This window comes from Pseudomonas sp. PP3 (assembly GCF_905336995.1).
GTDB lineage: Bacteria > Pseudomonadota > Gammaproteobacteria > Pseudomonadales > Pseudomonadaceae > Aquipseudomonas > Aquipseudomonas reinekei.
In genome coordinates this window covers 2,028,138-2,055,131 of sequence record NZ_HG995459.1, presented here as the reverse complement: position 1 = coordinate 2,055,131, position 26,994 = coordinate 2,028,138, and the positions used below count along the sequence as shown (strand labels likewise).

Here is a 26,994-nt window from a genome sequence, read left to right as displayed (position 1 = left end):
GGCAACCACAAGGACAACAACAATCATGTTCCGTTATTTCCCGACCAATTACGTTTGGAATCTTTCTGTCAACCTGGCCATCGAGATGGGCGCCCGCATCGGCGAAATCGAAGAGATGTGCGCACCGCTGCAGGAAGCCGCCAAGCAACCCGACGCGGCGGGCACCAAGGCATTTCGCGAGACCTGGGCCAAAATGGCCGACAAGCTTTGCGGCCTGGCCGAGGAAGACGAAGGCAATGGCCGACTGCTGTCTGCCGGTGAAAAGTACAACCGCGCCGCCACCTATTACCTCACTTGCGAACGCCTTCAGGCCCATGGCGCGCCGGGCCGGACCGAGCTGTACCAGCGTTTTTTGCAGACCTTCAAACGCGGTATCGAACTGTCGCGGGAGAACTGCGAGCGCGTTGAGATCCCCTACGAGGGCAGACATATTTCCGGCTTGCTGGTGCGTGCCGAAGGCGTCACCGGTCCGGCGCCGATCCTGGTGCAAGTCAACGGGCTGGACTCGACCAAGGAAATGAAATACCGCGTCGGCCTGCCGGCCTGGCTGGCCAAACGCGGCATCTCGTCGTTGATCATCGACCAGCCCGGCACGGGTGAAGCGCTGCGCCTGCATAACCTGATTGCCCGTTACGACAGCGAGCACTGGGCCAGCCGCGTGGTCGACTGGCTGGAAACCCGTAGCGATGTGGATGCCAAGCGTATCGGCCTGGAGGGCGTCTCTCTCGGCGGTTATTACTGCCCGCGCGCGGTGGCCTTCGAGCCACGGTTTGCCTGCGGCGTGGTGTGGGGTGCGAATCATGACTGGCGCGATGTGCAAAAGCGTCGCCTGGAAAAAGAAGGCAGCTTCCCCGTCCCGCACTATTGGGCGCACGTGCAGTGGGTATGGGGTGCAAAAGACATGGACGAGTTCATGACCATCGCCGAAAACGTCCATCTGGACGGCGTGCTGGACCGGATCAAGGTGCCGTTCCTGGTGACCCACGGTGAAAAGGATTCGCAGATTCCGTTGAAGTGGGCACATCGTACTTATGAGCAATTGGTCAACAGCCCTAAACGTGAACTGAAGATCTTCACCGAACGCGAAGGTGGCGTGCAGCATTCCAGCTTTGACAACAGCATCAACGCGGGTCAGTACATCGCCGACTGGGTGGCCGAAAACCTGGGTGGCCACACCGACTGACAGCCTCCTGCAGGAACCGGCTTGCTGGCGATGGCGGCATAACCTGCACCACCGCTATCGCCAGCAAGCCGGCTCCTACGGATTTGGGTGATGCCGAACAACTCCCGTGCACCCCAAACCTGTAGGAGCTGGCTTGCCAGCGATGGCGGCATCACATTCACCATCGCTATCGCCAGCAAGCCGGCTCCCACAAATTTGTGTGATACCAAACAATTCCCGTACCCCGCAAACCTGTAGGAGCCGGCTTGCCAGCGATGGCGGCATCACATTCACCATCGCTATCGCCAGCAAGCCGGCTCCTACGGATTGGGTGATACCGAACAATTCCCGTACCCCGCAAACCTGTAGGAGCTGGCTTGCCAGCGATGGCGGCATCACATTCACCATCGCTATCGCTATCGCCAGCAAGCCGGCTCCTACAAATTTGTGCGATACCAAACAATTCCCGTGCCCCCACAAACCTGTAGGAGCTGGCTTGCCAGCGATGGCGGCGTCACATTCACCATCGCTATCGCCAGCAAGCCGGCTCCTACAAATTTGTGTTACCAATCTTTCCCCTGTACCCCAAACCTGTAGGAGCTGGCTTGCCAGCGATGGCGGCGTCACATTCACCACCGCTATCGCCAGCAAGCCGGCTCCTACAAATTTGTGTTACCAATCTATCCCCTGTACCCCAAACCTGTAGGAGCTGGCTTGCCAGCGATGGCGGCGTCACATTCACCACCGCTATCGCCAGCAAGCCGGCTCCTACGGATTGGGTGATACCGAACAATTCCCGTGCCCCCACAAACCTGTAGGAGCTGGCTTGCCAGCGATGGCGCCGTCACATTCACCATCGCTATCGCCAGCAAGCCGGCTCCTACAAATTTGTGTGATACCAAACAATTCCCGTGCCCCCACAAACCTGTAGGAGCTGGCTTGCCAGCGATGGCGCCGTCACATTCACCATCGCTATCGCCAGCAAGCCGGCTACTGCAGCCATTTAGCGTCCCACAATGGGTAATCATGCACACGCCTGACAAGACCAGCGCGTATTGGGTTGGCGACGACGTAACGAGCGGCTTCAATTAAATCCTCTTCGTAGCGGATGGCACGGTCATGAAAACCTTTTTGCCAAACACCTCCTGTTCGGCCCAGGTGAGCATTGATTGCTCGCGCGCTACGAGATTTGGTGGCCAGCATCAATGCCGGCAAGGTGCTGTTTTTGAGTTCGACCAGCCAATGAAAATGATCAGGCATGACGACCCAGGCCAGGGATTCCGCCAGGTCGTCCGTGTGAGCCTGTTGAAATTGCCGCACCAGCAACCGGCCTGTCAGCCAATGGGTGAATAGCTGTTCGCGATTTCGGGTCACCGCAGTAAGCAGATAAATTCGCCCGGATTGGGAATAGCGTCCGGCGCGCAAGCGATTGGCGTGGGGAAGATCAGGCATTCCATTGCCCTCCTGTGTTGGAAATCGAAACACAAGGCTAGTGCGCAAGATTGAGGAGCGTTGTCACAGTTTGGTTCTGGATGTGACCGTATGGACGCCATCCCCAGCAAGCCGGCTCTTACAGAATTGCGTGATGCCAACAATCACCAGGCACCCGAAAACCCGTAGGAGCTGGCTTGCCGGCGATAGCGTTTGCACTGACCTCTGAACGAACTCAGTTCGGCGCACGTGTGCCATGGAACGAACTGATCTGCCAGCCGTTGGTACCAAGCGTCCAGACCTGCGTGGCAAACCCTTCACCGCGAATCGACTGATCGCCGCCGCGTTTGCGCAGTGTGTTGCACTGCGTACCCGTCATGACCGCCAGTTGTTCTCCGTAAAAGCGGATCAGCAACTCGCCGCGCTCAATGTCCAGATACTGTACGGCGCTTTTTGCGTAATCCAGATAGTCCGTCTTGCCTTGCACCAGGCCCGTGGTGTGCACGTACACCAGGTCGTCGGCGAACAGCTCGGCGACTCGCGAGTAATCCTCTTCAACCAATGCCCGGCGGCGCTCTTGTTCAAGTGCCAGGAGTTCGTTTTTCACGGCTGCGGTAGTCATATCAATGGCTCTCTGTGGGTGATGAGCGCGCACCATAGACTCGCGATCCAGGGTACAAAAAATCGTCGATCACGATGCCAGCCATCGTCACTCGCGATACCCGCTCCTGCGTCCCGCTCATCGCCGCAAAGGCCCCGCCGCCGTTGCTGCACGACAGCTATCGACGCCATCAATACCCGACCATTGATGCAAGTTGCTGGTGGCATTCACACCCGCATCCTAGCCTCGCTTTGCATAACAATCAGCAAAGTGAAAACGCCATGAATACCCTGCACCTGAAATGCCAAACCTTGTTCGACGGGACCGGCCTGGAAACCCGTCAGCAGCAGACATTGGTCGTGGAAAACGGCCTGCTGGCGTATGTCGGCCCGACTGCCCGGGCGCCGCAGCCACAACCGGGGGACACGGTTGTGGACGCCGGCGATAATTTTGTCATGCCGGGTCTGGTGGACGTGCATACCCATCTGGCCTTCGGCAACGCGCAGAGCGAAGAAGACATCGATATCTGGACCAGCGACGAATTCCGTGCGCTGCGTGGCATGTTCTTCGCTCAACACGTACTGGCCGCAGGCGTGACCAGCATGGTGTGCCCGGGTGACAGCGGCCAGCTCAGCATCGCGGTGCGCAATGCGATCGCTGCGGGCCTGTTCGAGGGTCCGCGCATCGCGGCCAGCAGCCGGGTGATCACTAATCGGCAGAGCCTCAATGACTGGTTTCCGAGTCGCGTGGGCGCACCGGAATATTTCACTGCACGCCTCGTCACCAGCCGCAGCGAAGCCTTGGCAGAAATCCGCAAGCAGGCGAAGGATGGCGTTGACCTGATCAAAATCGCCATGGACGGTACGCATCGTCGGCCGAACGGTGAAATCATCGCCGCATTCACCGCTGAAGAAACCTATGAAATGGTTCAGGAAGCGCATCGCCTGGGTTGCAAAGTAGCGACCCATGCCTATGGTCGCGAGGCGGTGATGTACGCCGCACGCGCCGGTGTCGATCTGGTGTTCCACGCCTTTTATATGGACGACGCCTGCATCGAGGCCTTGCTTGAAGCCGGCAGTATCCTCGCGCCCACCATGACCTTCCCGCAGAACACCGTGGACTTTTGTCAGCCCCACGACCCGGCCATCAGCAGCGGCTACGCCGGTTACTGCGCACGCACGCTGGACGTCGGGTCGGCGGTGCTCAAACGCGCCAAAGCCGCCGGCGTGCCTTTCGCCTGTGGCAGTGACAGCGGCTTTGCCGTGACGCCTTATGGCGAATGGCATGCGCGTGAATTGGAATTGCTGGTCACTCGCCTGGGCTTCACACCCGCCGAAGCGTTGTATGCAGCCACCGCTGTCGGGGCGCGCTGCATGCCGCGTGGCGAGACCCTCGGCTCCCTGGAAGTAGGCAAACAAGCGGACTTCCTGTTGCTCGACGGCTCGCCCTTGCATGACATCCGTCTCCTTCAAGACCGCTCACGGCTCAAAGCCGTGTACAAGGCCGGGCAGCCGGTGCGCATGGAACGCAGCCCCTACAACCCCAAGCAAGTGTCTGATTTCAACTCGTTGAAATGGACTGACCTGTATACCCGCGACCGCGTTGCCCAACTGGGCAAGTGGGCCGTATGAGGATCGACGTCATGCACACACTTGATCTGATCACCGCCATCCACATCGCCAGCAGCGCGATTCGGATCGCTCGAGAAAGCGGGATTAAGCCCCTGGCCGCCGTCGTGCTGGATACAGCGGGTCATCCACTGGTGGTCCTGCGCGATGAACAAGCCAGTTTCCTGCGCCCGCAAATCGCCACCGGCAAAGCGCGCGGCTGCCTGGGAATGGGCTTCGGCGGACGTGAGCTGGCACGGCGTGCGCAAGCGATGCCGGCGTTTTTCAATGCAATCAACAGCCTGACCGCTGGCGAAGTAATTCCGGTGGCTGGGGGTGTGCTGATTCGTAATACCGAGGGGAAGATTCTGGGCGCCATCGGCATCAGCGGCGACACCTCGGACAATGATGAGCATTGCGCTGTGCAGGCCATTGACCAGGCCGGACTGGTGGCCGATACCGGTGATCATCTGGCCGGTTGATCAAGCAATGCGGCCTGCTCAAGCAGCAGGCCGCGAAACCACATCATCGCCGGGTCGCGTTCCTGATACGGGTGCCACTGCAGCACCTGTACGGCGTCCGGAAAAGCCAGCGGTGCGCGATGAATGCGCAGTGGATAACGCTGGGCAAAACGCTCTGCTTGCCGGCGAAATACGGTGGCGATTCGCGCAGTGCCGACAATGAACTCCGGCATCAGCGCGAAGCTTTCAACGGCCACCGCCACCTTTCGATGAACGCCCAACTCATGCAGATGCATGGCATCCATCGCCAGGTTTCGCCCATCAGCGAACTCTCGGACCACATGCTCGGCAGCGCAGTAACCGGTGAGGCTCAAGCCCTCGGCGAACTGCGGCTGTTGAGCGCAGACGATGCAACACAACGGGTCACTCATCAACGGTACGTAGGGGTAAGCAGGGTTCAACCGTCGCTGCGGCACAATCACACAATCACTGCGGCGATAATCGAGCGCTTCGCTGACCACATCACCATCACGCGGCACAGGCAGGTCTCGCAGATTCAAACGCACCCCGGGTGCAACGCGCGCCAACTCAAGACTGACCGCAGGCAACAACACGCCGACCACGTAGTCCGAAGCCACCAAGGTGAACTGTCGAGTGCAAGTGGCCGGATCGAAACTTGCCGGCGTATCAACAATTTCCCGCGTCAGAGCCAGGGCTTCGTGCACCTTGGGCAGGAGCTCGAGCCCCAAGGCTGTTGGCTCCAGACGCCGCCCGACCTGAACCAGCAACGGATCGTTGAAATGCTCACGCAAACGGCCAAGCGCCGAACTGGTCGCCGACTGTCCCAGACACAAACGCTCGGCGGCCCGGCTGACACTGCATTCGCTCAACAAGGCGTCCAGGGCCACCAACAGGTTCAGGTCGAGACGTCGATACCGCATGCTTTTCCCATACAGATTTGATGTGATGACGGGCAGGCCCCAAATGTAGGGGACCCTTTATCGGTCCCACCAATCGCATACTTCGTTAGGAGGTATCGCGAACAGAGATATCAACGGGCGCTCACCCGAATACCCCTGAAAACCTGCGCCTGGAGGTGCCTGTTGCACAGAAAAATCCTCTGCAAAAGGGCTACTCCTTTCGCCAACCCATTGTTTTGCCGTAGTCTCGTACCCGATCTGAATGCAAAATCATGAACTCTCGCACACGGTTGTCATCTGTTTCCCCATGCGCAAACTTCTGTACCTGACTTTCTCCATGGCGCTGGTCGCCGCTCTTACAACCTACGCCATGTGGGCCGCAGACCGCCCGGTGGGTCATTACCTCTCAGACCTGCGGATCGATCTCGCCGTCGACCAGGGCCAACCCGCCGACCGGGGCAACCTGCTGGGCATCCAGCCCGAGCTGTTTCCCACCGATTACCAAAGCCCTGAACGCCTGCACCGCAAGCTCGCCGCTTACCTGCAAAAGGCCCGGGATCAAGGTCTGTTGAATGAGAAAACCGTCGTGGTGCTGCCGGAACATGTCGGCACCTGGCTGATGGTCACCGGCGAAAAAGATGAGTTGTACCAGGCCACCACACTCAAGGAAGCCATGAACTGGCTGGCCGTGAGCAATCCGCTGAAGTTCGTCCGCGCGCTGATCGGCGCCGAGGGTGACAGCCGTCTGGACGATGCGCACTTGCGGATGAAAGCCAAAGGCATGGCCAAGGACTATCAGGCGCTGTTCGGCGGGCTGGCGAAAGAGTTCGACGTGACACTGGTGGCCGGCTCCATCGTGCTTCCTGATCCAAGCGTGATCGACGGCAAACTGAAAATCGGCCGCGGCCCGCTGTACAACAGCAGTGTGGTCTTCGGCCGCGATGGTTTGCCCATCGGCCAGCCGCAGCGCCAGATGCATCCGGTCTTTGAACAACAGGATGCGATCAAGGCCAATGGCGACCATACCCTCAACGTCGTCGACACCCCGGCCGGGCGCCTTGGCGTGCTGATCGGCAGCGACAGCTGGTACCCGGACAACTACCGCAAGCTCGACGCTGAACAGGCGCAACTCGTCGCGGTCCCCGCTTTCGTCGTCGGCCGAGGCACCTGGGATCAACCGTGGCGCGGCTACAAGGGATCGTCGACACCCGGTTCGGTCAGCCTCAAGCCCGGGGAGCTCAGCGAAGGCCAGGCCTGGCGTCACCTGACCCTGACCACACAAGCCCCCTCCAGCCGGGCCATCGCCGGCATGAGCGTGTTCTTGCGCGGCCAGTTCTGGGATCAGCCCAGCGCCGGGCAAAGTTTTCTCAGCAGCAACGGCCAGCACTTTGCCGATGGCAATGCCCGCGGTGCGCGTTTGTTGAACCTGTGGTTGTAAGCCATGAAACCGATGCCGATGCGTCTCGGCGATTTATCGGTAGGCTTCGTTCATAGCCTGGCGGACGCCGTGCGCAGCCTCGGGGCTGATCCACAGCCCCTGCTGGAGCAATATGGCCTGGACGCGGCCCGCCTCGGCGAAGCGGGTGCCCGACTGTCGATCCCGCGTTATATGCGCCTGGGGCACAGTGCGATTCAGTTGACCGGCAACCCGGCACTCGGCTTGCGCATGGGACAACTCAGCCGTCTGAGCCAGGCCGGCCTGGCGGGCATCACCGCAGCCCAGGCGCCAACGGTACGCGAGGCGGCGCGCTGCCTGATTCGCTTCGAAGCGTTGTACGGCTCCAACTATCGCGGTCATTCGAGCTTTCACGAAGACCCGCAAGGCGCCTGGTTGCGCTTCTATTCCATCAGCCCCTACAACAGCTATAACCGCTTCGTGGTGGATTCGATCATCGCTGGCTGGTTGCAGCAATTATCCAGCCTGAGCCCTGCCCCACTGAAGGCCGAACGCATCGAGATCGAATTCGAAGCGCCCGACTACAGCGCCGCCTACGACGCATTGGGCGACTGTTCGATACAGTTTGGTGCCGAACACAATCAACTGCGCCTGAGCCTGGCCAGCCTCGCCCAACGCAACCCCGAGCATTGTCCGAGCACTTGGCGCCATTTGCTGAGCTTGTGTGAACGTGAACTGGAGCAACTGACACGCACCCGTAGCCTGCGTGAACGCATCACTCAGTTACTGGGGCCGTTGCTCAATGGTGGTCGGGAACCCGACCTGGAAGAAGTGGCGGCACGCCTTAAGCTGCCTACCTGGACCTTGCGTCGTAAACTCGCTGAAGAAGGCACGCAGTTTCGTGCAATTCTCAACGACACCCGTCGCGACCTGGCCATGACCTACATTCGCGATACCGAACTGGCGTTCGGTGAAATCGCCTACCTGCTGGGCTTTGCCTCAGCCGAAGCGTTTCAACGCGCTTTCAAACGCTGGACCGGACAGACTCCCGGCGAGTTTCGCCGCAGTCATCGGCAATCCGCCTGACGCCTACAACTCGGTAGCGTCTTCTGCAGGTTCCAGTGGGTCCAGTTCAAACGCCTGATATTCGAGCAGCTCTTCTTGATAATCGTCCATTTTTAGATCCCCCACAGCTTATTGGAAAATACGTCTGATCCAGTGGTCAGCGACTTTGAGATTAAGGTGCCCGTGTGAAAGAAAAATGACGCGGGCACGACACTCCGTCGCTACTGAATAAAACGTAGCAGGCCGTCAGGAATTTATCAGCGATTTTTTTGATTCAGGCCGCAGAACAGCGGCCTGGCTTGATGTGCATCAACGTTTGCAAATGTAACTTAGCCGTCACGGCATGGACTTGATCGGCTCACTGGGCGCAGGCAAGTCGCTGGGGTTGGCAGGCGGTGTAATGGTTTGCGGCTCAGGGGCTGGCTCTGAAACTGGAGCGGGGTTGATCGGCGCAGCCTCAGGCGGCGGTACTACCGGCTCGGACGCGGCAGGCGGCTCATCGGCGGCTTTGGGCGCTTCTGCCGCAGGTGCAGGCGCTGGGGCAGCCTCCGGGGCCAATGGCGCTGGCACAGCCTTGGGTTCAGGCACGCCCAGATCGGTTTTCGGCTTCTCGGTAATGTGTGCCGCTTCCTTTACTTCCTTGGGCAGGAACAGTTCGACTAACGCGAAGAACCGCTCGTAAAACTTGGCGGAGGTAACGGTTTCGCTCGCAACCTTGACCATCGAGTCGTCCGACGAACCGATCGGCATCGACACCGACCCCAGCACGCCGACACCAAGACTGGCGGAGTTGTTGGTTTTCTTCAGTGCGTATTGATCTTGCAAGGCGTTGGCGAACACAGTGGCGTGATGCCCGGCACTGCCGTCTTCGGCACAGACCACACTGAAACTGATTTCCATGTGGGTCTCGCCGGTCTGCTGGAAGCTCTTGTGCCCGCTGACCAGTTTCGGGTCGCTGCTGGTGATGATGTAACCCTGGCTGAGCAACGCACGACGAGCGGCCTCGCAAGACGCCGAATCGGTCACCGGATAGTTACGGGAAAATGTTCCGGAGTCGTCGAAGTTCTCATGCTCATAGATGGCGGTTTTCTTCGACGAACAACCGGCAGCAGTGGCCAGCAGCAACGCCAGCCCGACAACCCGCATGGGAATTGATTTAAACATTGAACATCCTGAGAAAAACGGTTCGGGGCGTATTGTGCAACAGATCGATGCTTAGCGGCGCAACGATTGTGTCTTAAAACAGTTACAGGTGTGTTGACTCCAGTATTGGGTAAACGTCTCACGCGTTTGTCGTAACACCTGTAACAAAAAACCCCGACCTTTCGGCCGGGGTTCTCGTGACCCTCAACTCAGTCAAACATCAGAAGCGCTCGATGTCGGCCTGGCTTTCCAGCTGCTTGCGATACGCCGCGAAGTCTTGCTGACCTACACGCGAGGCGAGGAAGCGACGGTATTGAGCCTTCTCTTCTTCGGTCGGTGTTGCAGCTTCGTTCACGCCATTCAGACGCACAATCACCAGACTGCCATCAGGCAGGGTCACGTTGCTGAACGTCGGCTTGTCCTTGCCGGCTGGCTTGGGCATGCGGAACAGCGCTTGCAGCACAGTCGGGTCTACCCCTTCCTGAGCGCGGGTCGCCGCTTCGGTGACTTTCCAGTTCTGACCGTCAATCGCCTTGTCCAGTGGAGTCTTGCCATCGCGCAGACTGGCAATCAACTCTTCAGCCTTGGTCTTGGCAGCCGCACTGGCGTGCTCTTTGGTCAGTTGCACGCGAATGGCGGCAGACACTTTTTCCAGCGGCAGTTGCGCAGGCTTCAGGTGTTCCTTGGCACGCAGCACGATCACGGTTTCCGGATCGAGCTCAATGGCGGTGCTGTTGGCACCCTCATCCAGCACTTCAGGGCTGAACGCAGCGGTGATCACGGCACGGTTGGCTGCGATACCTTCACCACCTTCACGGCCGAACGGCGCGGAGGTGTGAATGGTCAACTTCAAGTCCTGTGCAGGCTGGGCCAGATCGGAAGCCTCGAACGAAGCATCTTCCAATTGCTTGGTCGCCTCGACGAAACGCTGCTCAACTTGTGCGGCCTTCAGATCGCGGGTCAGCTTGTCTTTCAGGCTGGCAAACGTCGGCACTTCAGGCGCTTCCACGCCCAACAGCTTGATCAGGTGGAAACCGAAATCGGTACGAACCGGCTCGGAAACCTGATCCTTGTTCAACGAATACAGCGCTTTTTCGAACGCTGGATCGTAGACGCCAGGACCGGCATAACCCAGGTCACCGCCGTTGTTGGCCGAACCCGGATCCTGCGAGAATTCCTTGGCCAGCGCTTCGAATTTCTCACCCTTGTTCAGGCGTGCCTGGATCTCGTCGATCCTGGTTTTGGCCTGCGCTTCGGTCGTCTTGTCATTCACTTCGATCAGAATGTGCGCAGCCCGGCGTTGCTCGGACAGGTTCGCGATTTCTTTCTGATACGCCGCTTGCAGGTCTTCGTCCTTGACGCTGACCTGATCAAAGAAGGAAGCCTTCTTCAATTCCAGGTAATCGATGATCACCTGATCCGGTGTCATGAATTCCTTGGCGTGTTCGTCGTAATAGGCTTTGACTTCATCGTCAGTCAGCTTCACCGCTGCCGGGTCGGCCTTGATGTTCAGGTAAGCGAAATCACGGGTCTGTTTTTCCAGACGGGCGAAGGCCAGCACCTGTGCATCGGTGACAAAACCACTTCCCGCCAGACCGGCGCGCAACTGACCGATCAGCATTTCCTGAGCCAGCATCTGGCGGAACTGCATACGGGTGTAGCCCAGTTGGCGAATGACCTGGTCAAAACGCTCGGCACTGAACTTGCCATCCACCTGGAATTCAGGCGTTTGCAGGATCACCTGGTCGAGAGCCGCTTCGGAGAAAGCGAATTTGGAGTTTTCTGCGCCTTGCAGCAGCAGTTTGCGATCGATCAAGCCTTTGAGCGCCGAATCGCGCAGCATTTTTTCATCAAGCAAGGAAGCATCGAAATCCTTGCCCAGCTGTTGCATGAGTTGACGGCGTTGCATATCGACCGCCTGGCTCAGCTCGTTCTGGCTGATCTCTTCACCATTGACCTTCGCCGCTTCATTCTTGCTCGTCGTGGCCTGAAAAATGGCGTCGAAACCAGTCAAAGCCATCAGTGCAACGATGACCCCGATAATGGTCTTGGCAATCCAGCCTTGTGAATTGTCCCTGATATTCTGCAGCATGCGTCCCCCATAAACGGTTGAACTTCAAAATTAGGCAACCGTGGAGCGTGGGTAGAATCCGGATAGAAGAAAGGCGCATCCGAGGATGCGCCTTCTCGTAACTGGCGGAGCGGACCGATGACTCGAACTTGCGAGCCTCGGTGTCTCGGACCGGCGACCTGCCGACTGGACTACCGCTCCGCTGCCAGGTCAGGCTTGACCCCGACCCGGATAGGCAAAAACCTGAATCGAACTTAGTTGACAGCTTCTTTCAGTGCTTTACCGGCTTTGAAACCTGGTTTTTTGGCTGCTGCGATTTCCAGAGTCTTACCAGTCTGCGGGTTACGACCGATACGAGCTGGACGATCAGTTACGGAGAAAGTACCGAAACCAACCAGAACAACCGAGTCGCCAGCCTTGAGAGCGCCAGTGACGGATTCGATTACAGCGTCCAGCGCACGGCCAGCAGCAGCTTTCGGGATATCAGCGGATGCAGCGATAGCATCAATCAGTTCCGACTTGTTCACTCTAAGTCCCCTTATATCTATTTGAGTATGATTCTAAGTTTTTTTGGTGAAAGCAAAAACGAGTGCTGAATGGCCTACAGACACTTAAGAGCCGCTTTATAACAAGGGCTCTAAAAAGCTGTCAAGGAAGCCCCCCAGGCAAATACGTACTAATGCGTGCTAATTCTTTCCTTAGAATCGGACTCGCGTTTTTCATCCTTCGCGACAATCTCAGGAGCCACATCCGGCAAGGGCTCCGGCGCGTATTGCAGCGCAATTTGCAGGACCTCGTCAATCCATTTAACCGGTTTAATCTGTAGATCCTGCTTGATATTGTCAGGAATTTCCTTCAAATCGCGAACATTCTCTTCAGGAATGATCACCGTCTTGATTCCGCCACGGTGAGCAGCGAGCAGTTTTTCTTTCAAACCACCGATCGCCAGCACCTGACCACGCAAGGTGATTTCCCCCGTCATGGCCACATCCGCGCGCACAGGAATGCCGGTCAATGCCGACACCAGCGCCGTGCACATGCCTACACCGGCGCTAGGACCGTCTTTCGGCGTAGCCCCTTCCGGCATGTGGATGTGAGTGTCACGCTTCTCGTGGAAGTCCAGAGGGATCCCCAGGCTCTTCGCGCGGCTGCGCACGACGGTCAGTGCCGCAGTGATCGATTCGACCATCACGTCACCCAGCGAACCGGTCTTGATCAATTGGCCTTTACCCGGCACGACAGCAGCTTCGATGGTCAGCAATTCGCCACCCACCTGAGTCCACGCCAACCCGGTCACCTGACCGATCTGATCCTGCTGTTCTGCCAGGCCGTAGCGGAATTTACGCACGCCCAGGAAGTGTTCCAGATCGTCGGCAGTAACCTTCACCGAGAAGCGTTTTTCCAGCGCATGCTCTTTGACCGCCTTGCGGCAAACCTTGGCAATCTGGCGCTCCAGCCCACGCACACCGGCTTCGCGGGTGTAGTAGCGGATGATGTCGCGGATCGCTTCGGCATCGAATTCCAGTTCGCCTTTCTTCAAACCGTTGGCAGTGATCTGCTTCGGCGAAAGATACTTCACGGCGATGTTGATCTTCTCGTCTTCGGTGTAGCCCGGCAGACGAATCACTTCCATCCGGTCCAGCAGCGCCGGCGGAATGTTCATGGAGTTCGAGGTGCACAGGAACATCACATCGGACAGGTCGTAGTCGACTTCCAGATAGTGGTCGTTGAAGTTGTGGTTCTGCTCCGGATCGAGCACTTCCAGCAACGCCGATGCCGGATCGCCACGCATGTCGCTGCCCATCTTGTCGATTTCATCGAGCAGGAACAATGGGTTGCGAACGCCGACTTTCGTCATCTTTTGAATCAATCTTCCTGGCATCGAACCGATGTACGTCCGGCGATGACCACGAATTTCCGCCTCATCGCGTACACCGCCGAGGGCCATGCGCACGAATTTGCGGTTGGTGGCGTGTGCGATCGACTCCGCCAGCGAGGTTTTACCCACACCCGGAGGACCGACCAGACACAACACCGGACCACGAATTTTCTTCACGCGCTTTTGCACGGCGAGGTATTCGAGGATCCGTTCTTTGACTTCTTCCAGACCATAGTGGTCGGCATCCAGAATGTCTTCTGCACGCGCCAGATCCAGTCGCACCTTGCTCTGCGCCTTCCAGGGCACCTGAACCAGCCAGTCGATGTACGAACGCACCACGGTGGCTTCTGCGGACATTGGCGACATTTGCTTGAGCTTGTTCAGTTCGGCCGTGGCTTTGGCCAGTGCGTCTTTCGGCAAGCCGGCGGCATCGATGCGCTTTTTCAGCTCTTCGATTTCGTTGTGGCCTTCGTCGCTGTCGCCAAGCTCTTTCTGAATGGCCTTCATCTGCTCATTCAGGTAGTACTCGCGCTGACTGCGCTCCATTTGCTTTTTGACGCGACCGCGAATGCGTTTTTCAACTTGCAGCAAGTCAATCTCGGCATCCAGCAACGCCAGAACGTGTTCGACCCGGGCCGACAAATCGATGATTTCGAGAATTTCCTGCTTCTGCTCGATTTTCAACGCCATGTGCGCGGCCATGGTGTCGACCAGGCGCCCAGGCTCGTCGATGCTGTTAAGCGAAGACAGGACTTCAGCCGGGACTTTCTTGCCCAACTGCACATATTGTTCGAACTGCGACAGCAGGCTGCGGACAAACACTTCCGACTCGCGCTCTGGCGCATCAACTTCGTCGATCAACGAGACTTCGGCACGGCAATGACCGTCCACTTCGCTGAAGCGCTCCACAGCGCCCCGCTGCTCGCCTTCGACCAAAACCTTCACAGTGCCGTCAGGCAGCTTGAGCAGCTGCAGAACGGTCGCAATCGTACCTACGCGATAAAGCGCATCTTCGCCGGGATCGTCGTCAGCAGGGTTTCTCTGAGCCAGCAGAAGGATCTGCTTGTCGCCCGTCATCGCTGCCTCGAGGGCTTCGATGGATTTCTCGCGCCCCACGAACAGCGGGATAACCATGTGCGGATACACAACGACATCACGCAATGGCAGGAGAGGCAATTCGATGGTTGTCTTCATGATTTCGCCTCTACGGCGGCCATAAGGCCGGAAACAGATGGAAGTAAGCTTGAAACCAAGATGGGGGCTGCCTTCAAAAAAAACAAGCACAAAGACAGTGTTAAAACGCGCAAAAAGCAAAGGGGCCCGAAGGCCCCTTCTTTGTTCCGACTGCGTGACGCTTAAGCGTCTGGCGCGGCCTTGGCAGCAGGCTCACTGTTTTCATAGATATACAGTGGCTTGGACTTGCCTTCGATTACGCTTTCATCGATCACTACTTTACTCACCTCGGATTGCGAGGGGATTTCATACATAGTGTCGAGCAACACACCTTCGAGAATCGAACGCAGCCCACGGGCGCCGGTCTTGCGTTCCAGCGCGCGCTTGGCAACCGACTTCAATGCATCGGTGCGGAACTCCAGGTCCACGCCTTCCATCTCGAACAGCTTGGCGTATTGCTTGGTCAGAGCATTTTTCGGCTCGGTGAGGATCTGCATCAAAGCAGCCTCATCCAGCTCGTCCAGCGTGGCAAGAACCGGCAGACGACCGACGAATTCCGGGATCAGACCGAACTTGACCAGATCGTCAGGCTCGACTTCACGCAGGGATTCACCGACTTTCTTGCCTTCTTCCTTGCTGCGCACTTCTGCGTTGAAACCGATGCCGCCCTTGGTGGAACGGTTTTGAATAACCTTTTCCAGACCAGAGAACGCACCACCGCAGATGAACAGGATGTTACGGGTGTCGACCTGCAGGAATTCCTGCTGTGGATGCTTGCGACCACCTTGCGGCGGAACGGAAGCGACCGTGCCTTCGATCAACTTGAGCAAGGCCTGCTGCACGCCTTCACCGGAAACATCCCGGGTGATCGACGGGTTGTCAGATTTGCGCGAGATCTTGTCGATCTCATCGATGTAGACAATGCCCATCTGGGCCTTTTCCACGTCGTAATCGCACTTCTGCAGCAGCTTCTGAATGATGTTCTCGACATCTTCACCCACGTAACCCGCCTCGGTGAGGGTGGTTGCGTCGGCGATGGTGAACGGAACGTTCAGCAAGCGGGCCAGTGTTTCGGCAAGCAGGGTTTTACCCGAGCCTGTCGGGCCGATCAGCAAAATGTTGCTCTTGCCGAGTTCGACGTCGTCATTCTTTTTGTCACGCTGGTTCAGGCGCTTGTAGTGGTTGTACACCGCTACGGCCAGAACCTTTTTTGCACGTTCCTGACCAATCACATACTGATCAAGGATGCCGCTGATTTCTTTAGGCGAAGGCAATTTATGCGCGCTGCTTTCGGCCTGTGCTTCCTGCACCTCCTCGCGGATGATGTCATTGCACAGGTCGACGCACTCGTCGCAGATAAAGACCGAGGGGCCGGCAATCAATTTGCGTACTTCATGCTGGCTTTTGCCACAGAAGGAGCAATAGAGCAGCTTGCCGTTGTCCTCGCCGTTGCGGGTGTCAGTCATTCGTTCGATCCAAATCCGATAGGCTTGCAACACAAGATGAAGGCTATTGCGGGCTTTTTCAAGCCCGCCGCTGATCAGACAAGCCGACCAAGCCTATTTTGAGCTGCTTATTTTTAAGCTGGGCGCTGGTTGATCACTTCGTCGATCAAACCATATTCCTTCGCAGCTTCTGCACTCATGAAGTTGTCGCGGTTGGTATCGCGCTCGATTTCTTCCAGAGTGCGACCGCTGTGCTTGGCCATCAGCGTGTTCAGACGCTCGCGGATGAAGAGGATTTCCTTGGCATGGATTTCGATATCCGACGCCTGGCCCTGGAAACCGCCCAGTGGCTGGTGAATCATCACACGCGAGTTCGGCAGGCAGTAACGCTTGCCTGGGGCACCGGCTGTCAGCAGGAACGCGCCCATGCTGCACGCCTGACCGATACAGGTGGTCGACACGTTGGGTTTGATGAATTGCATGGTGTCGTAGATCGACATGCCAGCTGTCACCGAACCGCCCGGGGAGTTGATATAGAGATGGATGTCCTTGTCCGGGTTTTCCGCTTCAAGGAACAGCAGTTGCGCACAGATCAGGTTGGCCATGTAGTCCTCTACCGGACCAACCAGAAAGATTACTCGCTCCTTGAGAAGACGCGAGTAGATGTCATAGGCGCGCTCGCCACGAGCGGACTGCTCGACAACCATCGGGACCAGACCGCCTGCGGCCTGGATATCAGAGTTCTGCTGAATATACGAATTACGGAACATGCTCTGCAGTCACTCCCAAATAGTTATGTCTTGAATACGCATAAGCCAGCTCGAGAGCTGGCTTATGGTGTTTGCTTCTTACCGCAAAAACAATCAGTCGGCTTGTGGAGCTTCTACCGGCTTGACCGCTTCTTCGTAAGAGACCGATTTGTCGGTCACGCTAGCTTTCTGCAGAACAGTATCCACAACTTGCTCTTCCAGCACAACCGAGCGAACTTCGTTCAGTTGCTGGTCGTTCTTGTAGTACCAGGACACAACTTGCTCAGGCTCCTGATAAGCCGAAGCCATCTCCTGGATCATCTCGCGAACGCGAGCTTCGTCAGGCTTGAGGTCGAACTGCTTGACCACTTCAGCCACGATCAGGCCCAGCACGACGCGGCGCTTGGCTTGCTCTTCGAACAGCTCGGCTGGCAGTTGGTCTGGCTTGATGTTGCCACCGAATTGCTGAACAGCCTGCACGCGCAGACGGTCAACTTCGTTGGACAGCAGAGCCTTTGGCACTTCGATCGGGTTGGTGGCCAGCAGACCGTCCATTACCTGATTCTTGACCTTGGATTTGATCGCCTGACGCAGCTCGCGCTCCATGTTCTTGCGAACTTCGGCGCGGAAGCCTTCCAGACCGGTTTCCTTGATGCCGAATTGAGCGAAGAATTCTTCGGTCAGTTCTGGCAGCTTTGGCTCGGAAACAGTGTTCACGGTCACGGTGAACTCAGCGGCTTTGCCAGCCAGGTCGAGGTTCTGATAGTCCTCTGGGAAGGTCAGGTTCAGAACGCGCTCTTCGCCGGCTTTGGCGCCAACCAGACCTTCTTCGAAACCAGGGATCATGCGGCCGGAACCCAGAACCAGCTGAGTACCTTTGGCGGAACCGCCAGCGAACACTTCACCGTCGACCTTGCCAACGAAATCGATGTTCAGTTGGTCTTCGTTCTGGGCAGCGCGATCGGCCACTTCGAAACGGGTGTTCTGCTTGCGCAGGATGTCCAGCATCTTGTCCAGATCGGCATCAGACACGTCAGCGCTCAGGCGCTCTACGGCGATACCTTCGAAACCGGCAACGGTGAACTCTGGGAACACTTCGAAAACTGCGACGTATTCCAGGTCCTTGCCCGCTTCCAGGGATTTAGGCTCGATCGAAGGCGAACCAGCCGGGTTCAGCTTTTGCTCGACAACAGCTTCGTAGAAAGAAGACTGGATGACGTCGCCTACAGCTTCCTGGCGAGCCTCAGCGCCAAAACGACGCTTGATTTCGCTCATTGGCACTTTGCCTGGACGGAAGCCAGCAATCTTGGCCTTTTGGGCAGTCTGCTGCAGACGCTTGTTGACCTGAGTCTCGATGCGCTCAGCCGGCACGGTGATGCTCATGCGGCGCTCAAGAGCAGAAGTATTTTCAACAGAAACTTGCATGGATATTCCTCGTTGCACAGACGTTAGCCGGCCGTTTCCGACCCCAGAATCAAGGGCATGCATTCTAGTGGGTCAAACTCAAGAAGTCACCCCACTGAAAACGGGTAAAAAAGCAGCAGGCAATTTATAGGTGCGGATGCACGGATGCACCTCGCCCCGGTGGCAAATACAGCCAATCACGCCAAGGCTCTGCACCAGCCCTTCCTTATATAGAAGAGGTTGCCGGGCATCTCCCTGACAGCCGCCCTCGCAAGCAAGGCCGGCGGGCAGCACGGCATCATCGAGTAACATAAATACGACGAAACGCCCTGCCCTGCGACCCAGAACCTGCAGCCGCTGGAAACTCAATCCACTGAAACAAAAAAGGCGCCAGACTATTAATCTGGCGCCTTTCGAAATATGGGGTGGACGATGGGGATCGAACCCACGACAACGGGAGTCACAATCCCGTGCTCTACCAACTGAGCTACGCCCACCATATTGCGTAACAAAGAAGCCAAACAACTTCTCTGTTGAACCCCAATCCTGCCAATCGACATGAGTGAAGCTTATTTGGTGCGGATGAAGAGACTCGAACTCTTACGCCTCGCGGCGCTGGAACCTAAATCCAGTGTGTCTACCAATTCCACCACATCCGCGGAATGAAGCTTTTAAAGCAAAGGCGCCAGACTGTTAATCTGGCGCCTTTCGAAATATGGGGTGGACGATGGGGATCGAACCCACGACAACGGGAGTCACAATCCCGTGCTCTACCAACTGAGCTACGCCCACCATATTGCGCTACTTGTGCCAAAGCTGCCTAATGGCGCACCCGGCAGGACTCGAACCTGCGACCATCCGCTTAGAAGGCGGATGCTCTATCCAGCTGAGCTACGGGCGCCTTGTTAGCTGTACCCTTGAAGGACTACAAACTAAGTGCTTTTCAGCCTTGCAGAACGTTGATTCCGCTCGACCTTCTTAACCAGTGCTAGGCTGTGCCCGACAAGTGCGACGAATAGTATAGAGCCCCCCGGAGGTCGTCAAATCCTTTTTAAAAAAAATTCATTTAATTAAAGGGGTTAGAGGAATTTGCAGACCAAGCGCCTTTGCCCTCACCGCATGACATGCGAGAATGCGTTCTCTTTTTTTCCCCTCTCGATGGTTAATCACGCGCAATGACTGCACAACTAATCGACGGCAAATCGATCGCCGCCAGCCTGCGCCAGCAGATCGCCCAACGCGTCACCGAGCGTCGCCAGCAAGGTCTGCGCACGCCGGGTCTCGCGGTGATCCTGGTCGGCAGCGATCCTGCCTCTCAGGTTTATGTCTCGCACAAGCGTAAAGACTGTGAAGAGGTCGGCTTCCTTTCCCAAGCCTACGACCTGCCTTCCGAAACCACTCAAGAAGCGCTGGCCGATCTGATCGATCGCCTGAATGACGATCCCGCCATTGATGGCGTTCTGTTGCAGCTTCCTCTCCCTGAACACCTGGACGCGTCCAAGTTGCTGGAGCGCATTCGCCCTGACAAAGACGTCGACGGCTTCCACCCTTATAACGTCGGCCGCCTGGCCCAGCGCATTCCGCTGCTGCGTCCCTGCACGCCGAAAGGCATCATGACCCTGCTGGAAAGCACCGGTGCCGATCTGTATGGAATGAATGCCGTGGTGGTCGGTGCATCCAACATCGTTGGCCGCCCGATGGCGATGGAGTTGCTGCTGGCCGGTTGCACCGTGACCGTCACCCACCGTTTCACCAAGGATCTGGCGGGCCACGTCGGTCGTGCCGATCTGGTCGTCGTTGCCGCTGGCAAGCCGGGCCTGGTCAAGGGTGAGTGGATCAAGGAAGGCGCGATCGTGATCGACGTCGGCATCAACCGTCAGGAAGACGGCAAGCTGGTCGGCGACGTGATCTACGAAACCGCCCTGCCCCGCGCTGGCTGGATCACGCCGGTGCCGGGTGGAGTTGGCCCGATGACCCGCGCCTGCCTGCTGGAAAACACGCTGTACGCCGCCGAAACCCTGCATGGCTGAGTATTCCATGCAGCGGTAAAAAGCGACTCAAGGAACCCCGCCCATGGCGGGGTTCTTTTTGTCCGGAACAAACCGCGACCATCCGCCGGAAAATGACTTTTTTTTCATGTTTTCCAGGACTTTCTCCGGTGACTTGATCAACCATCGACAGTTATTCAGCCATACTCCAGAATGTCGCGCTTTTTAAGAAATAGCCCGTTACAAAACGGCTTATCAACACTTTATGAGTCTGCCAGCGTGAAAATCCGTCTTTCCATCCTGAGCTTATTGTTTGCAGTTACAGGGACTTTCATCACGCCAATCGCCAGCGCTGGCGAAACTACCGCAGCGCCTCGAGATACTTCGAGACTCAAGCTCGCTTCCGGCAGTTCTTTACTGCTGGATATGCAGACCAACAAAGTCATCTATGCCAGCAACCCGGACGTCGTCGTCCCCATTGCTTCGGTCAGCAAATTGATGACTGGCCTGGTGGTCGTTGAAGCCCGGCAAAACATGGACGAATACATCAACATCAACATCAGTGACACACCGGAAATGAAAGGTGTGTATTCCCGGGTGAAACTAAAAAGCGAATTGCCACGCCGCGAAATGCTGCTGATTGCCCTGATGTCATCGGAGAACCGCGCCGCCGCGAGCCTCGCCCACCACTATCCGGGTGGCTACGCCGCGTTCATTGCGGCGATGAACGCCAAGGCCCGGGCACTGGGCATGACCAATACCCATTTCGTCGAGCCCACGGGCCTCTCGGCGCGCAACGTTTCGACCGCCCGTGACTTGAGCAAACTGTTGATTGCCGCGCACAAGTACCCGCTGTTGACCGAGCTGAGCACGACCAAGGAAAAAACCGTTACGTTCCGCAAACCCGTCTACAGTCTGGGCTTCCGCAACACCGACCATTTGGTCCGCAAGCCGGATTGGGACATTCAGCTGACAAAAACCGGTTTCACCAATGCGGCAGGCCATTGCCTGGTGCTGGTGACCCGTATGGGTAATCGGTCGGTGGCCCTGGTAATCCTCGACGCCTATGGCAAGTACACCCATTTTGCCGATGCCACCCGCATGCGTAATTGGGTTGAGAGCGGCAAGAGCGCGGACGTGCCTTCGGTTGCCCTGCAATACAAAGCCGATAAGAACCTCAAGCAACGTCAGAGCGGCCTCGTTGAAGCCTCGAAATAGATCCGCCTGCAACAGCAAGCAAAAGCCCCGAACATTCGGGTAATGCTGTTCATTTAAGGACGAACACTGTACCTGTGGCGAGGGAGCTTGCTCCCGCTGGGGAGCGAAGCGCCCCCAAAATGGGACTGCTACGCAGTCCAGCGGGAGCAAGCTCCCTCGCCACAGGTTACTGATTGCTCGCTCTATCTCTTATCTGAACAGCATTGCGAACATTCGGGGCTTTTTTTCGTCAGCGATTAATCGTTCGGCAGTGGCATCTGGTCGTCATCCGGTATGCCATCGCCTTTACTGGGATCTCGCCAGCCCTGAGGATGCTCGGTTGGCGCCACCGTCGGCCGCGCCAATGGATCGCGCATCGGGCTGTCCGGATCGAGCACCGGGTCGATGTCGTCTTGCGGTGTAGTGGGAACGGTTTCCGGACGTTTATCATTGAAACTCGAATCGGTAGACATGCGTACCTCCATCAGGCCTAGGGTTTGAGGTCACCCAGCGGATCGTAGGGTTTCGAAGGAGCCTTGGGGTTATCGCCCGGCTTCACGTCTTTCGGCGCCTTGGCCGGCCCAATGGGGTCGACCTGAGGGTCGGCAACGTCAGGAGAATCGGGGTCGAATCCCAGATCATCGCCAGACGAATGCTCAGACGAATGCGGGCCGGCGGGGGTATTGGAATGTGCCATGAACGCCTCCTGATCGCGGCCCGAAAAGTGCGGGCCTTGAACGTCAGAGGACGCCGATACGCCGGGGTGCCCGGCAGATGACGAACGGGCTTAGTGGGCGCCCAAGGCTTTTTTGGCTTTCGCTGCCGCTTGCTCCTGGCCGGCCTGGGCGAGATCGTTAGCCGCCTTGAGCCAGCGCTGCTGATCGACTTCGGCGGGAATCTGCGTCGGCGCCTGAATCAACACTGCCCAGCCACCGGCATCCTTGAATGCCGATTCGAACGAGCTGAAGCTCATCAGCAATCGTTGATCCATGCCGGCACGCAGCAACACGGTCTGCTTCTGCCGGTTGTAACCCGTGAGGATGGCATAACGCGGTTCCGACCAAAGCGCCGAGCCTTCGGTAAATCGCACCATGACCGGATAACCCGCCGCCACCTGCGTCAGTAAGGCTGGCAAATTGCTGTCCAGTGGATAGACCATCATCCCGTACTCACGCGCGAGGTTTTGCATGTTTTGTTGCAGCTGGGCTTCGGCGCCCGGCAAACGCAATGGCTTATCGAGCAGCCCTGGTGTAATCACGATGCCTTGCTGGGACAGCATGCTTGCCAGTACCTGCGGCCCGCTTTGGTTGGCCACGCCTTTATAGAAGCGCCCACTGAGCTCCACCCTTTCCGGCAGACGCTTGATTTGCGGCGACACGCTCCCCGCGCAGCCAGCCAGGCCGGCGACGCATCCCACGATAACTGCCACTGAAAGAATTCGAGAAATTACCCGCACCATCATCACTCTCTTGTTCAGACGCCGGGCAATCCGCTCCCGGCTTGGTCGTCGATCATAGGACGCCACGGGGCGCCGGTATAGCCTTAACCGGTAGTTGAGTGGTTTGCATAGAGCGAACTGGTTGATGACAGTCGACCTTCGGTCAATAGCTTGAAACACGACAGCGGCTAGACTGTCACTTGCATAGCGTGTCTGCCCGCTGCAGGGCAAAGAGGAGGCATCGATGAGCCTGACTATGACGATCGTGATGTTGATTAGCGGCTGGCTGGCTGTCGCCTCCGCCATGTTATGGGGCGTTCTGCGCGTGACCCGCCGGCACCATCACCACCCGAACCAGCCAGCACCCATGGTGAAAACCGACAAAACCGCCGCGCGCCACGTTACCGCCCACTGACTGACGCCTTTCAGCGCTCAAACAAAAACGGCCGCCTGGACTCTTTCGAGTTCAGGCGGCCGCATCGTTTATCGACGGTTAAGCTTCGGCGGCTACCCGCTTCTGCTTCGCACGGCGCGACATCATGTTCAACACCTCAATACCAGCCGAGAATGCCATGGCGGCATACACGTAACCTTTCGGTACATGGGCGCCGAAGCCTTCGGCGATCAGCGTCATGCCGATCATGATCAGGAAGCCCAGCGCCAGCATGACCACCGTCGGGTTGTCGTTGATGAACTTGGCCAACGGGTCAGCCGCCAACAACATCACCAGTACCGACACCACCACCGCAATGATCATGATCGGCAAATGCTCGGTCATGCCGACAGCGGTAATGATGCTGTCGATGGAGAACACCATGTCCAGCATCAGGATCTGACCAATGGCCGCGGCAAAGCCCAGGGTCACGGTCGAGGTCGCCGATTTCGGATCTTCCGGCGCAGGGTCCATGCTGTGATGGATCTCGGTCGTGGCCTTCCACAACAGGAACAGGCCACCGGCAATCAGGATCATGTCTTTCCACGAGAACGCATGGCCGAGAATCTCGATCACCGGCGCGGTCAGCTGGACAATGAACGCGATGGTGCTGAGCAGACCCAAGCGCAGGATCAGCGCCATGCCGATACCAATGCGCCGCGCTTTCTGCCGATGCTGCTCGGGCAGTTTGTTGGTCAGGATCGAGATGAAGATCAGGTTATCGATGCCGAGCACGATTTCCATCACCACCAGGGTGGCCAGGGCTACCCACGCAGTGGGGCTGGCGGCAAGCTGTAAAAGGTATTCCATGGGTCAGTCCTGACTCGCTGTAAGACGGTTTAGATTTCCTGGGAGGAAGATTCGGATTTTTCCGAGTCTTTTTCCGATGATTCTTTTTTGCTGATCAGCCCGCCAGTGGCGTCGCTGAGTGCCTGCTCGGCGGCTTTATGGGTCTCGTCGATAGCTTGTTTTGCGCTTTCGGCGGCTTTACCCATCAATTGTTGAGCGCTTTTCTCAGCTTGATCGCAACCGGCCAATACCAGTAAAGATGTGATCACCAGCGCCGTGGCTTTAATTTTCATGTTGCCTCCCTCAATAGAACGAACGGGACCGAAACGATGGCCCGTTGATAGCGACGCATTCTAGGGAGACAGACACTTCAGGAAAATTCGTATTTTTACCGGCTATACTTCGATTTTTACGAACTGTAGATCAACATGCTCAACTATCGACAACTGCACTACTTCTGGGTGGTGGCCAAGACCGGCAGCATCGTGCGTGCCTGCGAGCAGCTGAACCTGACGCCACAGACCATCAGCGGGCAGATTTCGCTGCTCGAACAAACCTACGGAATCGAATTGTTTCGCCGGGTGGGTCGACAGCTTGAACTGACAGAAGCCGGACGGCAGACCCTGCCCTATGCCGAACAGATGTTTCAGCTGGGCGGTGAACTGGAACTGATGCTGCGGGCACAGCCCAATGAGCAGCAGATTCTGTTCCGGGTCGGCGTGGCCGATGTGGTGCCCAAATCCATCGTCTATCGGCTGATTGCGCCGACCATGGAACTGAGCGAACCGCTGCGCATCACCTGTCGCGAAGACAAGCTCGAGCGCCTGCTGGCGGACCTCGCCATCCAGCGCCTGGACCTGGTGATCTCCGACAGCCCGATGCCGTCGCACCTGGACATCAAGGGCTACAGCCAGAAACTCGGTGAATGCGGAATCAGTTTTTTTGCCACCCCGGAGCTGGTGGCGAAATATGGCCAGGACTTTCCCCGCAACCTGCATGGCGCACCGCTGCTGATTCCGGGTCCGGAAACCGTGGTGCGCAGCCGTCTACAGCGTTGGTTTGCCGAGCAGCAGGTTCAACCGCAGATTGTCGGTGAGTTCGACGACAGCGCCTTGATGCAGGCCTTCGGCCAATCCGGTAGCGGGATTTTCATTGGCCCGAGCGTGATTGCCGACGAAGTGAAACGCCAATGTGGCGTAGAAGTCATTGGCCAGACCGACGCGGTGAGCGAATCGTTCTACGCCATTTCCGTGGAACGCAAGGTCAAGCACCCAGGCATTGTCGCCATTACCGAAGGTGCCCGACGCGAGTTGTTTACAGCGCTGTGACCTCTTCGCGCGGCTTGAAGGTCATCAGTGCGATGGCCAACAGGATCGAGGCCAGAATGAAAGCGGCTGCCGCAAAACCCAAGCCTTGCAGGCCAACGCTGTCGATCACCCGACCGCCGATCATGGCACCGAGGCCAATCCCGAGGTTGGCCCCGGCAATGTTCAGCGACGCAGCGAACGCCGGTGCTTCAGGCGCAGCTTTCATTAAACGCACATGACTGACCAGGAACATCGCCGCCTGAGTCACCCCCCAGATACCCATCGCCGCCGCCAGACCGACCGGCGAATGAATGTTCGGCACCAGCGCCACCAGGCCGGCGATCATGAAGGCGCAGAACATCATCGACGCCATCAGCGGATGACGGTCCACCGCGCGACCACCCAACGAGTTGCCGATCAAGCCGACCGCGCCGAAGCCCATCAGGCACCAGCCGACGACTGTGCCGTTGAACCCGGCCAGGCGTTCAAGGATGTCCGCCAGATAGGTGTAAGCGGTAAACATGCCGCTGAACACAATCACCGATAGCAACACGTGGCCGATCATCAATGGGCTGCGCAGGATCTTGAACTGCGAACGAAAGCTGACCTGATGCTGGTGCAGATTGGTTTTCGGCAGGTAGATAAACAGCAGCAACGCCTTGGCAAACGCGATAACCGCCAGAATCGCAAATGCACTGCGCCAGCCGAACGCATCAGAAATCAACGTACCCACCGGAATGCCGAACACGGTGGCGCAGACAATGCCGAAGCCGATCTTGGCGATGGCTCGGCCCGCGTAATCCGGCCCGACGATATCGACCGCCGTTTCACTGGCCAGCGCCCAGAACACGGGCAAGCCCAGCGCCGGAATCAGCCGCGCGAACGCCATCACCCAGATGTTTGGCGCCAGTGCCGCCAGGGTGTTGGCCAGACCAAACATGATCAACACCGAGATAAACAGCTTGCGCCGCTCGAAGCGGGCGAAGTACGCGGTGAGGAACGGCCCGAACGCGGCAACGGTGAAGGCGAACAGGGTCACCAGCAAACCCGCTTGCGGGATGCTGACCTCAAGATCACGGGCGATGGCAGGCAACAGGCCGACGATGACGAATTCCGTGGTCAGCACCGTAAAACCGGCGGCAGACAACAGAAGGATGGGAAACAGCATGCAAAACTCCAGAAAACGAAAACACCAGCGCTAGCCCGAAGGCCCACTGGCAATTTGAAAATGAGGATGGCGAATCTTAGCAGAGTGTTTCCGGGTGAGGTTGCACGAACCTGCAATTCGCGTTGAATGCCAGGGTGGCAGTTCGTCACAGGTCTGAAAGATTGCGC

Annotated in this window: 24 protein-coding genes, 5 tRNA genes and 1 pseudogene; 9 read left to right on the top strand and 21 right to left on the bottom strand. The window is 57.6% G+C overall.

What is annotated here, in order from left to right:
- Positions 1-25: 25 nt before the first annotated feature.
- Positions 26-1,183 carry a prolyl oligopeptidase family serine peptidase gene (locus KHO07_RS09465; RefSeq protein ID WP_212627023.1) on the top strand — a complete coding sequence of 386 codons (1,158 nt, stop codon included), beginning with the start codon at positions 26-28 and terminating at the stop codon, positions 1,181-1,183.
- A gap of 969 nt (positions 1,184-2,152) precedes the next feature.
- On the opposite strand, the gene KHO07_RS09460 is transcribed toward KHO07_RS09465, so the two are convergent.
- Together KHO07_RS09460 and KHO07_RS09455 are read right to left on the bottom strand one after the other, a co-directional pair.
- On the bottom strand, positions 2,153-2,614 hold the full coding sequence (locus KHO07_RS09460; protein WP_212627022.1) for a transposase: 462 nt from the start codon (positions 2,612-2,614) through the stop codon (positions 2,153-2,155).
- 214 nt (positions 2,615-2,828) lie between these two features.
- The gene (locus tag KHO07_RS09455; RefSeq protein WP_212627021.1) at positions 2,829-3,215 is read right to left on the bottom strand and encodes a nuclear transport factor 2 family protein; all 387 of its coding nucleotides are present in this window, start codon (positions 3,213-3,215) and stop codon (positions 2,829-2,831) included.
- A gap of 260 nt (positions 3,216-3,475) precedes the next feature.
- Between KHO07_RS09455 and KHO07_RS09450 the strand changes: the two genes are divergently transcribed.
- Positions 3,476-4,825, top strand: a complete 1,350-nt coding sequence (locus KHO07_RS09450) for an amidohydrolase family protein (RefSeq protein WP_212627020.1) — start codon at positions 3,476-3,478, stop codon at positions 4,823-4,825.
- A gap of 11 nt (positions 4,826-4,836) precedes the next feature.
- Positions 4,837-5,283: a heme-binding protein gene (locus KHO07_RS09445; protein WP_212627019.1), complete on the top strand. Its 447-nt coding sequence runs from the start codon at positions 4,837-4,839 to the stop codon at positions 5,281-5,283.
- Here KHO07_RS09445 and KHO07_RS09440 read toward each other — a convergent pair.
- On the bottom strand, positions 5,268-6,203 hold the full coding sequence (locus tag KHO07_RS09440) for a LysR family transcriptional regulator (RefSeq protein WP_212627018.1): 936 nt from the start codon (positions 6,201-6,203) through the stop codon (positions 5,268-5,270). The genes KHO07_RS09445 and KHO07_RS09440 overlap by 16 nt on opposite strands.
- 286 nt (positions 6,204-6,489) lie before the next feature.
- Here KHO07_RS09440 and KHO07_RS09435 point away from each other — a divergent pair, with 286 nt between their 5' ends.
- The gene (locus KHO07_RS09435) at positions 6,490-7,620 is read left to right on the top strand and encodes a nitrilase-related carbon-nitrogen hydrolase (RefSeq protein WP_212627017.1); all 1,131 of its coding nucleotides are present in this window, start codon (positions 6,490-6,492) and stop codon (positions 7,618-7,620) included.
- A gap of 3 nt (positions 7,621-7,623) precedes the next feature.
- Positions 7,624-8,664: an AraC family transcriptional regulator gene (locus KHO07_RS09430; protein WP_150736273.1), complete on the top strand. Its 1,041-nt coding sequence runs from the start codon at positions 7,624-7,626 to the stop codon at positions 8,662-8,664.
- 315 nt (positions 8,665-8,979) lie between these two features.
- Here the strand turns inward: KHO07_RS09430 and KHO07_RS09425 are convergent, their stop codons facing one another.
- The 12 genes from KHO07_RS09425 to KHO07_RS09370 all read right to left on the bottom strand — a co-directional run bounded on the left by KHO07_RS09425 (position 8,980) and on the right by KHO07_RS09370 (position 19,408).
- Positions 8,980-9,807 carry a DUF2242 domain-containing protein gene (locus KHO07_RS09425; protein WP_212627016.1) on the bottom strand — a complete coding sequence of 276 codons (828 nt, stop codon included), beginning with the start codon at positions 9,805-9,807 and terminating at the stop codon, positions 8,980-8,982.
- Positions 9,808-10,006: 199 nt separating this feature from the next.
- Positions 10,007-11,878: a SurA N-terminal domain-containing protein gene (locus KHO07_RS09420; protein ID WP_212627015.1), complete on the bottom strand. Its 1,872-nt coding sequence runs from the start codon at positions 11,876-11,878 to the stop codon at positions 10,007-10,009.
- A 102-nt stretch (positions 11,879-11,980) separates the two neighbouring features.
- Positions 11,981-12,058, bottom strand: a tRNA-Leu gene (locus KHO07_RS09415).
- Positions 12,059-12,111: 53 nt separating this feature from the next.
- Positions 12,112-12,384: an HU family DNA-binding protein gene (locus tag KHO07_RS09410; protein ID WP_002552737.1), complete on the bottom strand. Its 273-nt coding sequence runs from the start codon at positions 12,382-12,384 to the stop codon at positions 12,112-12,114.
- Between the two features lie 149 nt (positions 12,385-12,533).
- Complete coding sequence (gene lon / locus KHO07_RS09405) at positions 12,534-14,930, bottom strand: endopeptidase La (RefSeq protein WP_150736270.1); 2,397 nt, start codon at positions 14,928-14,930, stop codon at positions 12,534-12,536.
- Positions 14,931-15,091: 161 nt separating this feature from the next.
- A complete protein-coding gene (clpX, locus tag KHO07_RS09400) occupies positions 15,092-16,375 on the bottom strand; it encodes an ATP-dependent Clp protease ATP-binding subunit ClpX (RefSeq protein ID WP_046032565.1) in 1,284 nt (427 codons plus the stop codon).
- Between the two features lie 113 nt (positions 16,376-16,488).
- Positions 16,489-17,124: an ATP-dependent Clp endopeptidase proteolytic subunit ClpP gene (clpP, locus tag KHO07_RS09395; RefSeq protein WP_053161532.1), complete on the bottom strand. Its 636-nt coding sequence runs from the start codon at positions 17,122-17,124 to the stop codon at positions 16,489-16,491.
- Between the two features lie 93 nt (positions 17,125-17,217).
- A complete protein-coding gene (tig, locus tag KHO07_RS09390; RefSeq protein ID WP_150736269.1) occupies positions 17,218-18,528 on the bottom strand; it encodes a trigger factor in 1,311 nt (436 codons plus the stop codon).
- 400 nt (positions 18,529-18,928) lie between these two features.
- Positions 18,929-19,004: transfer RNA gene (locus KHO07_RS09385), tRNA-His, on the bottom strand.
- A 77-nt stretch (positions 19,005-19,081) separates the two neighbouring features.
- Positions 19,082-19,166: transfer RNA gene (locus KHO07_RS09380), tRNA-Leu, on the bottom strand.
- Between the two features lie 57 nt (positions 19,167-19,223).
- Positions 19,224-19,299 (bottom strand) — tRNA-His (locus tag KHO07_RS09375).
- Between the two features lie 32 nt (positions 19,300-19,331).
- Positions 19,332-19,408: transfer RNA gene (locus tag KHO07_RS09370), tRNA-Arg, on the bottom strand.
- Positions 19,409-19,682: 274 nt separating this feature from the next.
- On the opposite strand from KHO07_RS09370, the gene folD reads away from it, so the two are divergent.
- Both folD and pbpG read left to right on the top strand, forming a co-directional pair.
- Complete coding sequence (gene folD / locus KHO07_RS09365) at positions 19,683-20,537, top strand: bifunctional methylenetetrahydrofolate dehydrogenase/methenyltetrahydrofolate cyclohydrolase FolD (protein ID WP_150736268.1); 855 nt, start codon at positions 19,683-19,685, stop codon at positions 20,535-20,537.
- A 237-nt stretch (positions 20,538-20,774) separates the two neighbouring features.
- Positions 20,775-21,713, top strand: a complete 939-nt coding sequence (pbpG, locus tag KHO07_RS09360) for a D-alanyl-D-alanine endopeptidase (protein ID WP_212627014.1) — start codon at positions 20,775-20,777, stop codon at positions 21,711-21,713.
- A 236-nt stretch (positions 21,714-21,949) separates the two neighbouring features.
- Here pbpG and KHO07_RS09355 read toward each other — a convergent pair whose 3' ends face one another.
- The 3 genes and pseudogenes from KHO07_RS09355 to KHO07_RS09345 all read right to left on the bottom strand — a co-directional run bounded on the left by KHO07_RS09355 (position 21,950) and on the right by KHO07_RS09345 (position 23,207).
- Positions 21,950-22,165 carry a hypothetical protein gene (locus KHO07_RS09355; RefSeq protein WP_150736266.1) on the bottom strand — a complete coding sequence of 72 codons (216 nt, stop codon included), beginning with the start codon at positions 22,163-22,165 and terminating at the stop codon, positions 21,950-21,952.
- A 17-nt stretch (positions 22,166-22,182) separates the two neighbouring features.
- Positions 22,183-22,389: a DUF6021 family protein gene (locus KHO07_RS09350; protein ID WP_150736265.1), complete on the bottom strand. Its 207-nt coding sequence runs from the start codon at positions 22,387-22,389 to the stop codon at positions 22,183-22,185.
- A 90-nt stretch (positions 22,390-22,479) separates the two neighbouring features.
- A pseudogene (locus KHO07_RS09345) lies at positions 22,480-23,207 on the bottom strand (peptidase C39 family protein).
- A gap of 167 nt (positions 23,208-23,374) precedes the next feature.
- On the opposite strand from KHO07_RS09345, the gene KHO07_RS09340 reads away from it, so the two are divergent.
- Positions 23,375-23,545, top strand: a complete 171-nt coding sequence (locus KHO07_RS09340; RefSeq protein ID WP_212627013.1) for a hypothetical protein — start codon at positions 23,375-23,377, stop codon at positions 23,543-23,545.
- Positions 23,546-23,623: 78 nt separating this feature from the next.
- On the opposite strand, the gene KHO07_RS09335 is transcribed toward KHO07_RS09340, so the two are convergent.
- A complete protein-coding gene (locus KHO07_RS09335; protein ID WP_150736263.1) occupies positions 23,624-24,373 on the bottom strand; it encodes a TerC family protein in 750 nt (249 codons plus the stop codon).
- 29 nt (positions 24,374-24,402) lie between these two features.
- Entirely contained in the window at positions 24,403-24,645 is a 243-nt protein-coding gene (locus KHO07_RS09330; protein ID WP_212627012.1) for a hypothetical protein, read from the bottom strand.
- Positions 24,646-24,780: 135 nt separating this feature from the next.
- Here KHO07_RS09330 and nhaR point away from each other — a divergent pair, with 135 nt between their 5' ends.
- Positions 24,781-25,680: a transcriptional activator NhaR gene (nhaR, locus tag KHO07_RS09325; protein WP_150736262.1), complete on the top strand. Its 900-nt coding sequence runs from the start codon at positions 24,781-24,783 to the stop codon at positions 25,678-25,680.
- Here the strand turns inward: nhaR and KHO07_RS09320 are convergent.
- Positions 25,667-26,827 (bottom strand): MFS transporter, encoded by a 1,161-nt coding sequence (locus KHO07_RS09320; protein WP_150736261.1) that lies wholly within the window; start codon positions 26,825-26,827, stop codon positions 25,667-25,669. The two genes, nhaR and KHO07_RS09320, sit on opposite strands and share 14 nt — an antisense overlap.
- Positions 26,828-26,994 lie beyond the last annotated feature (167 nt).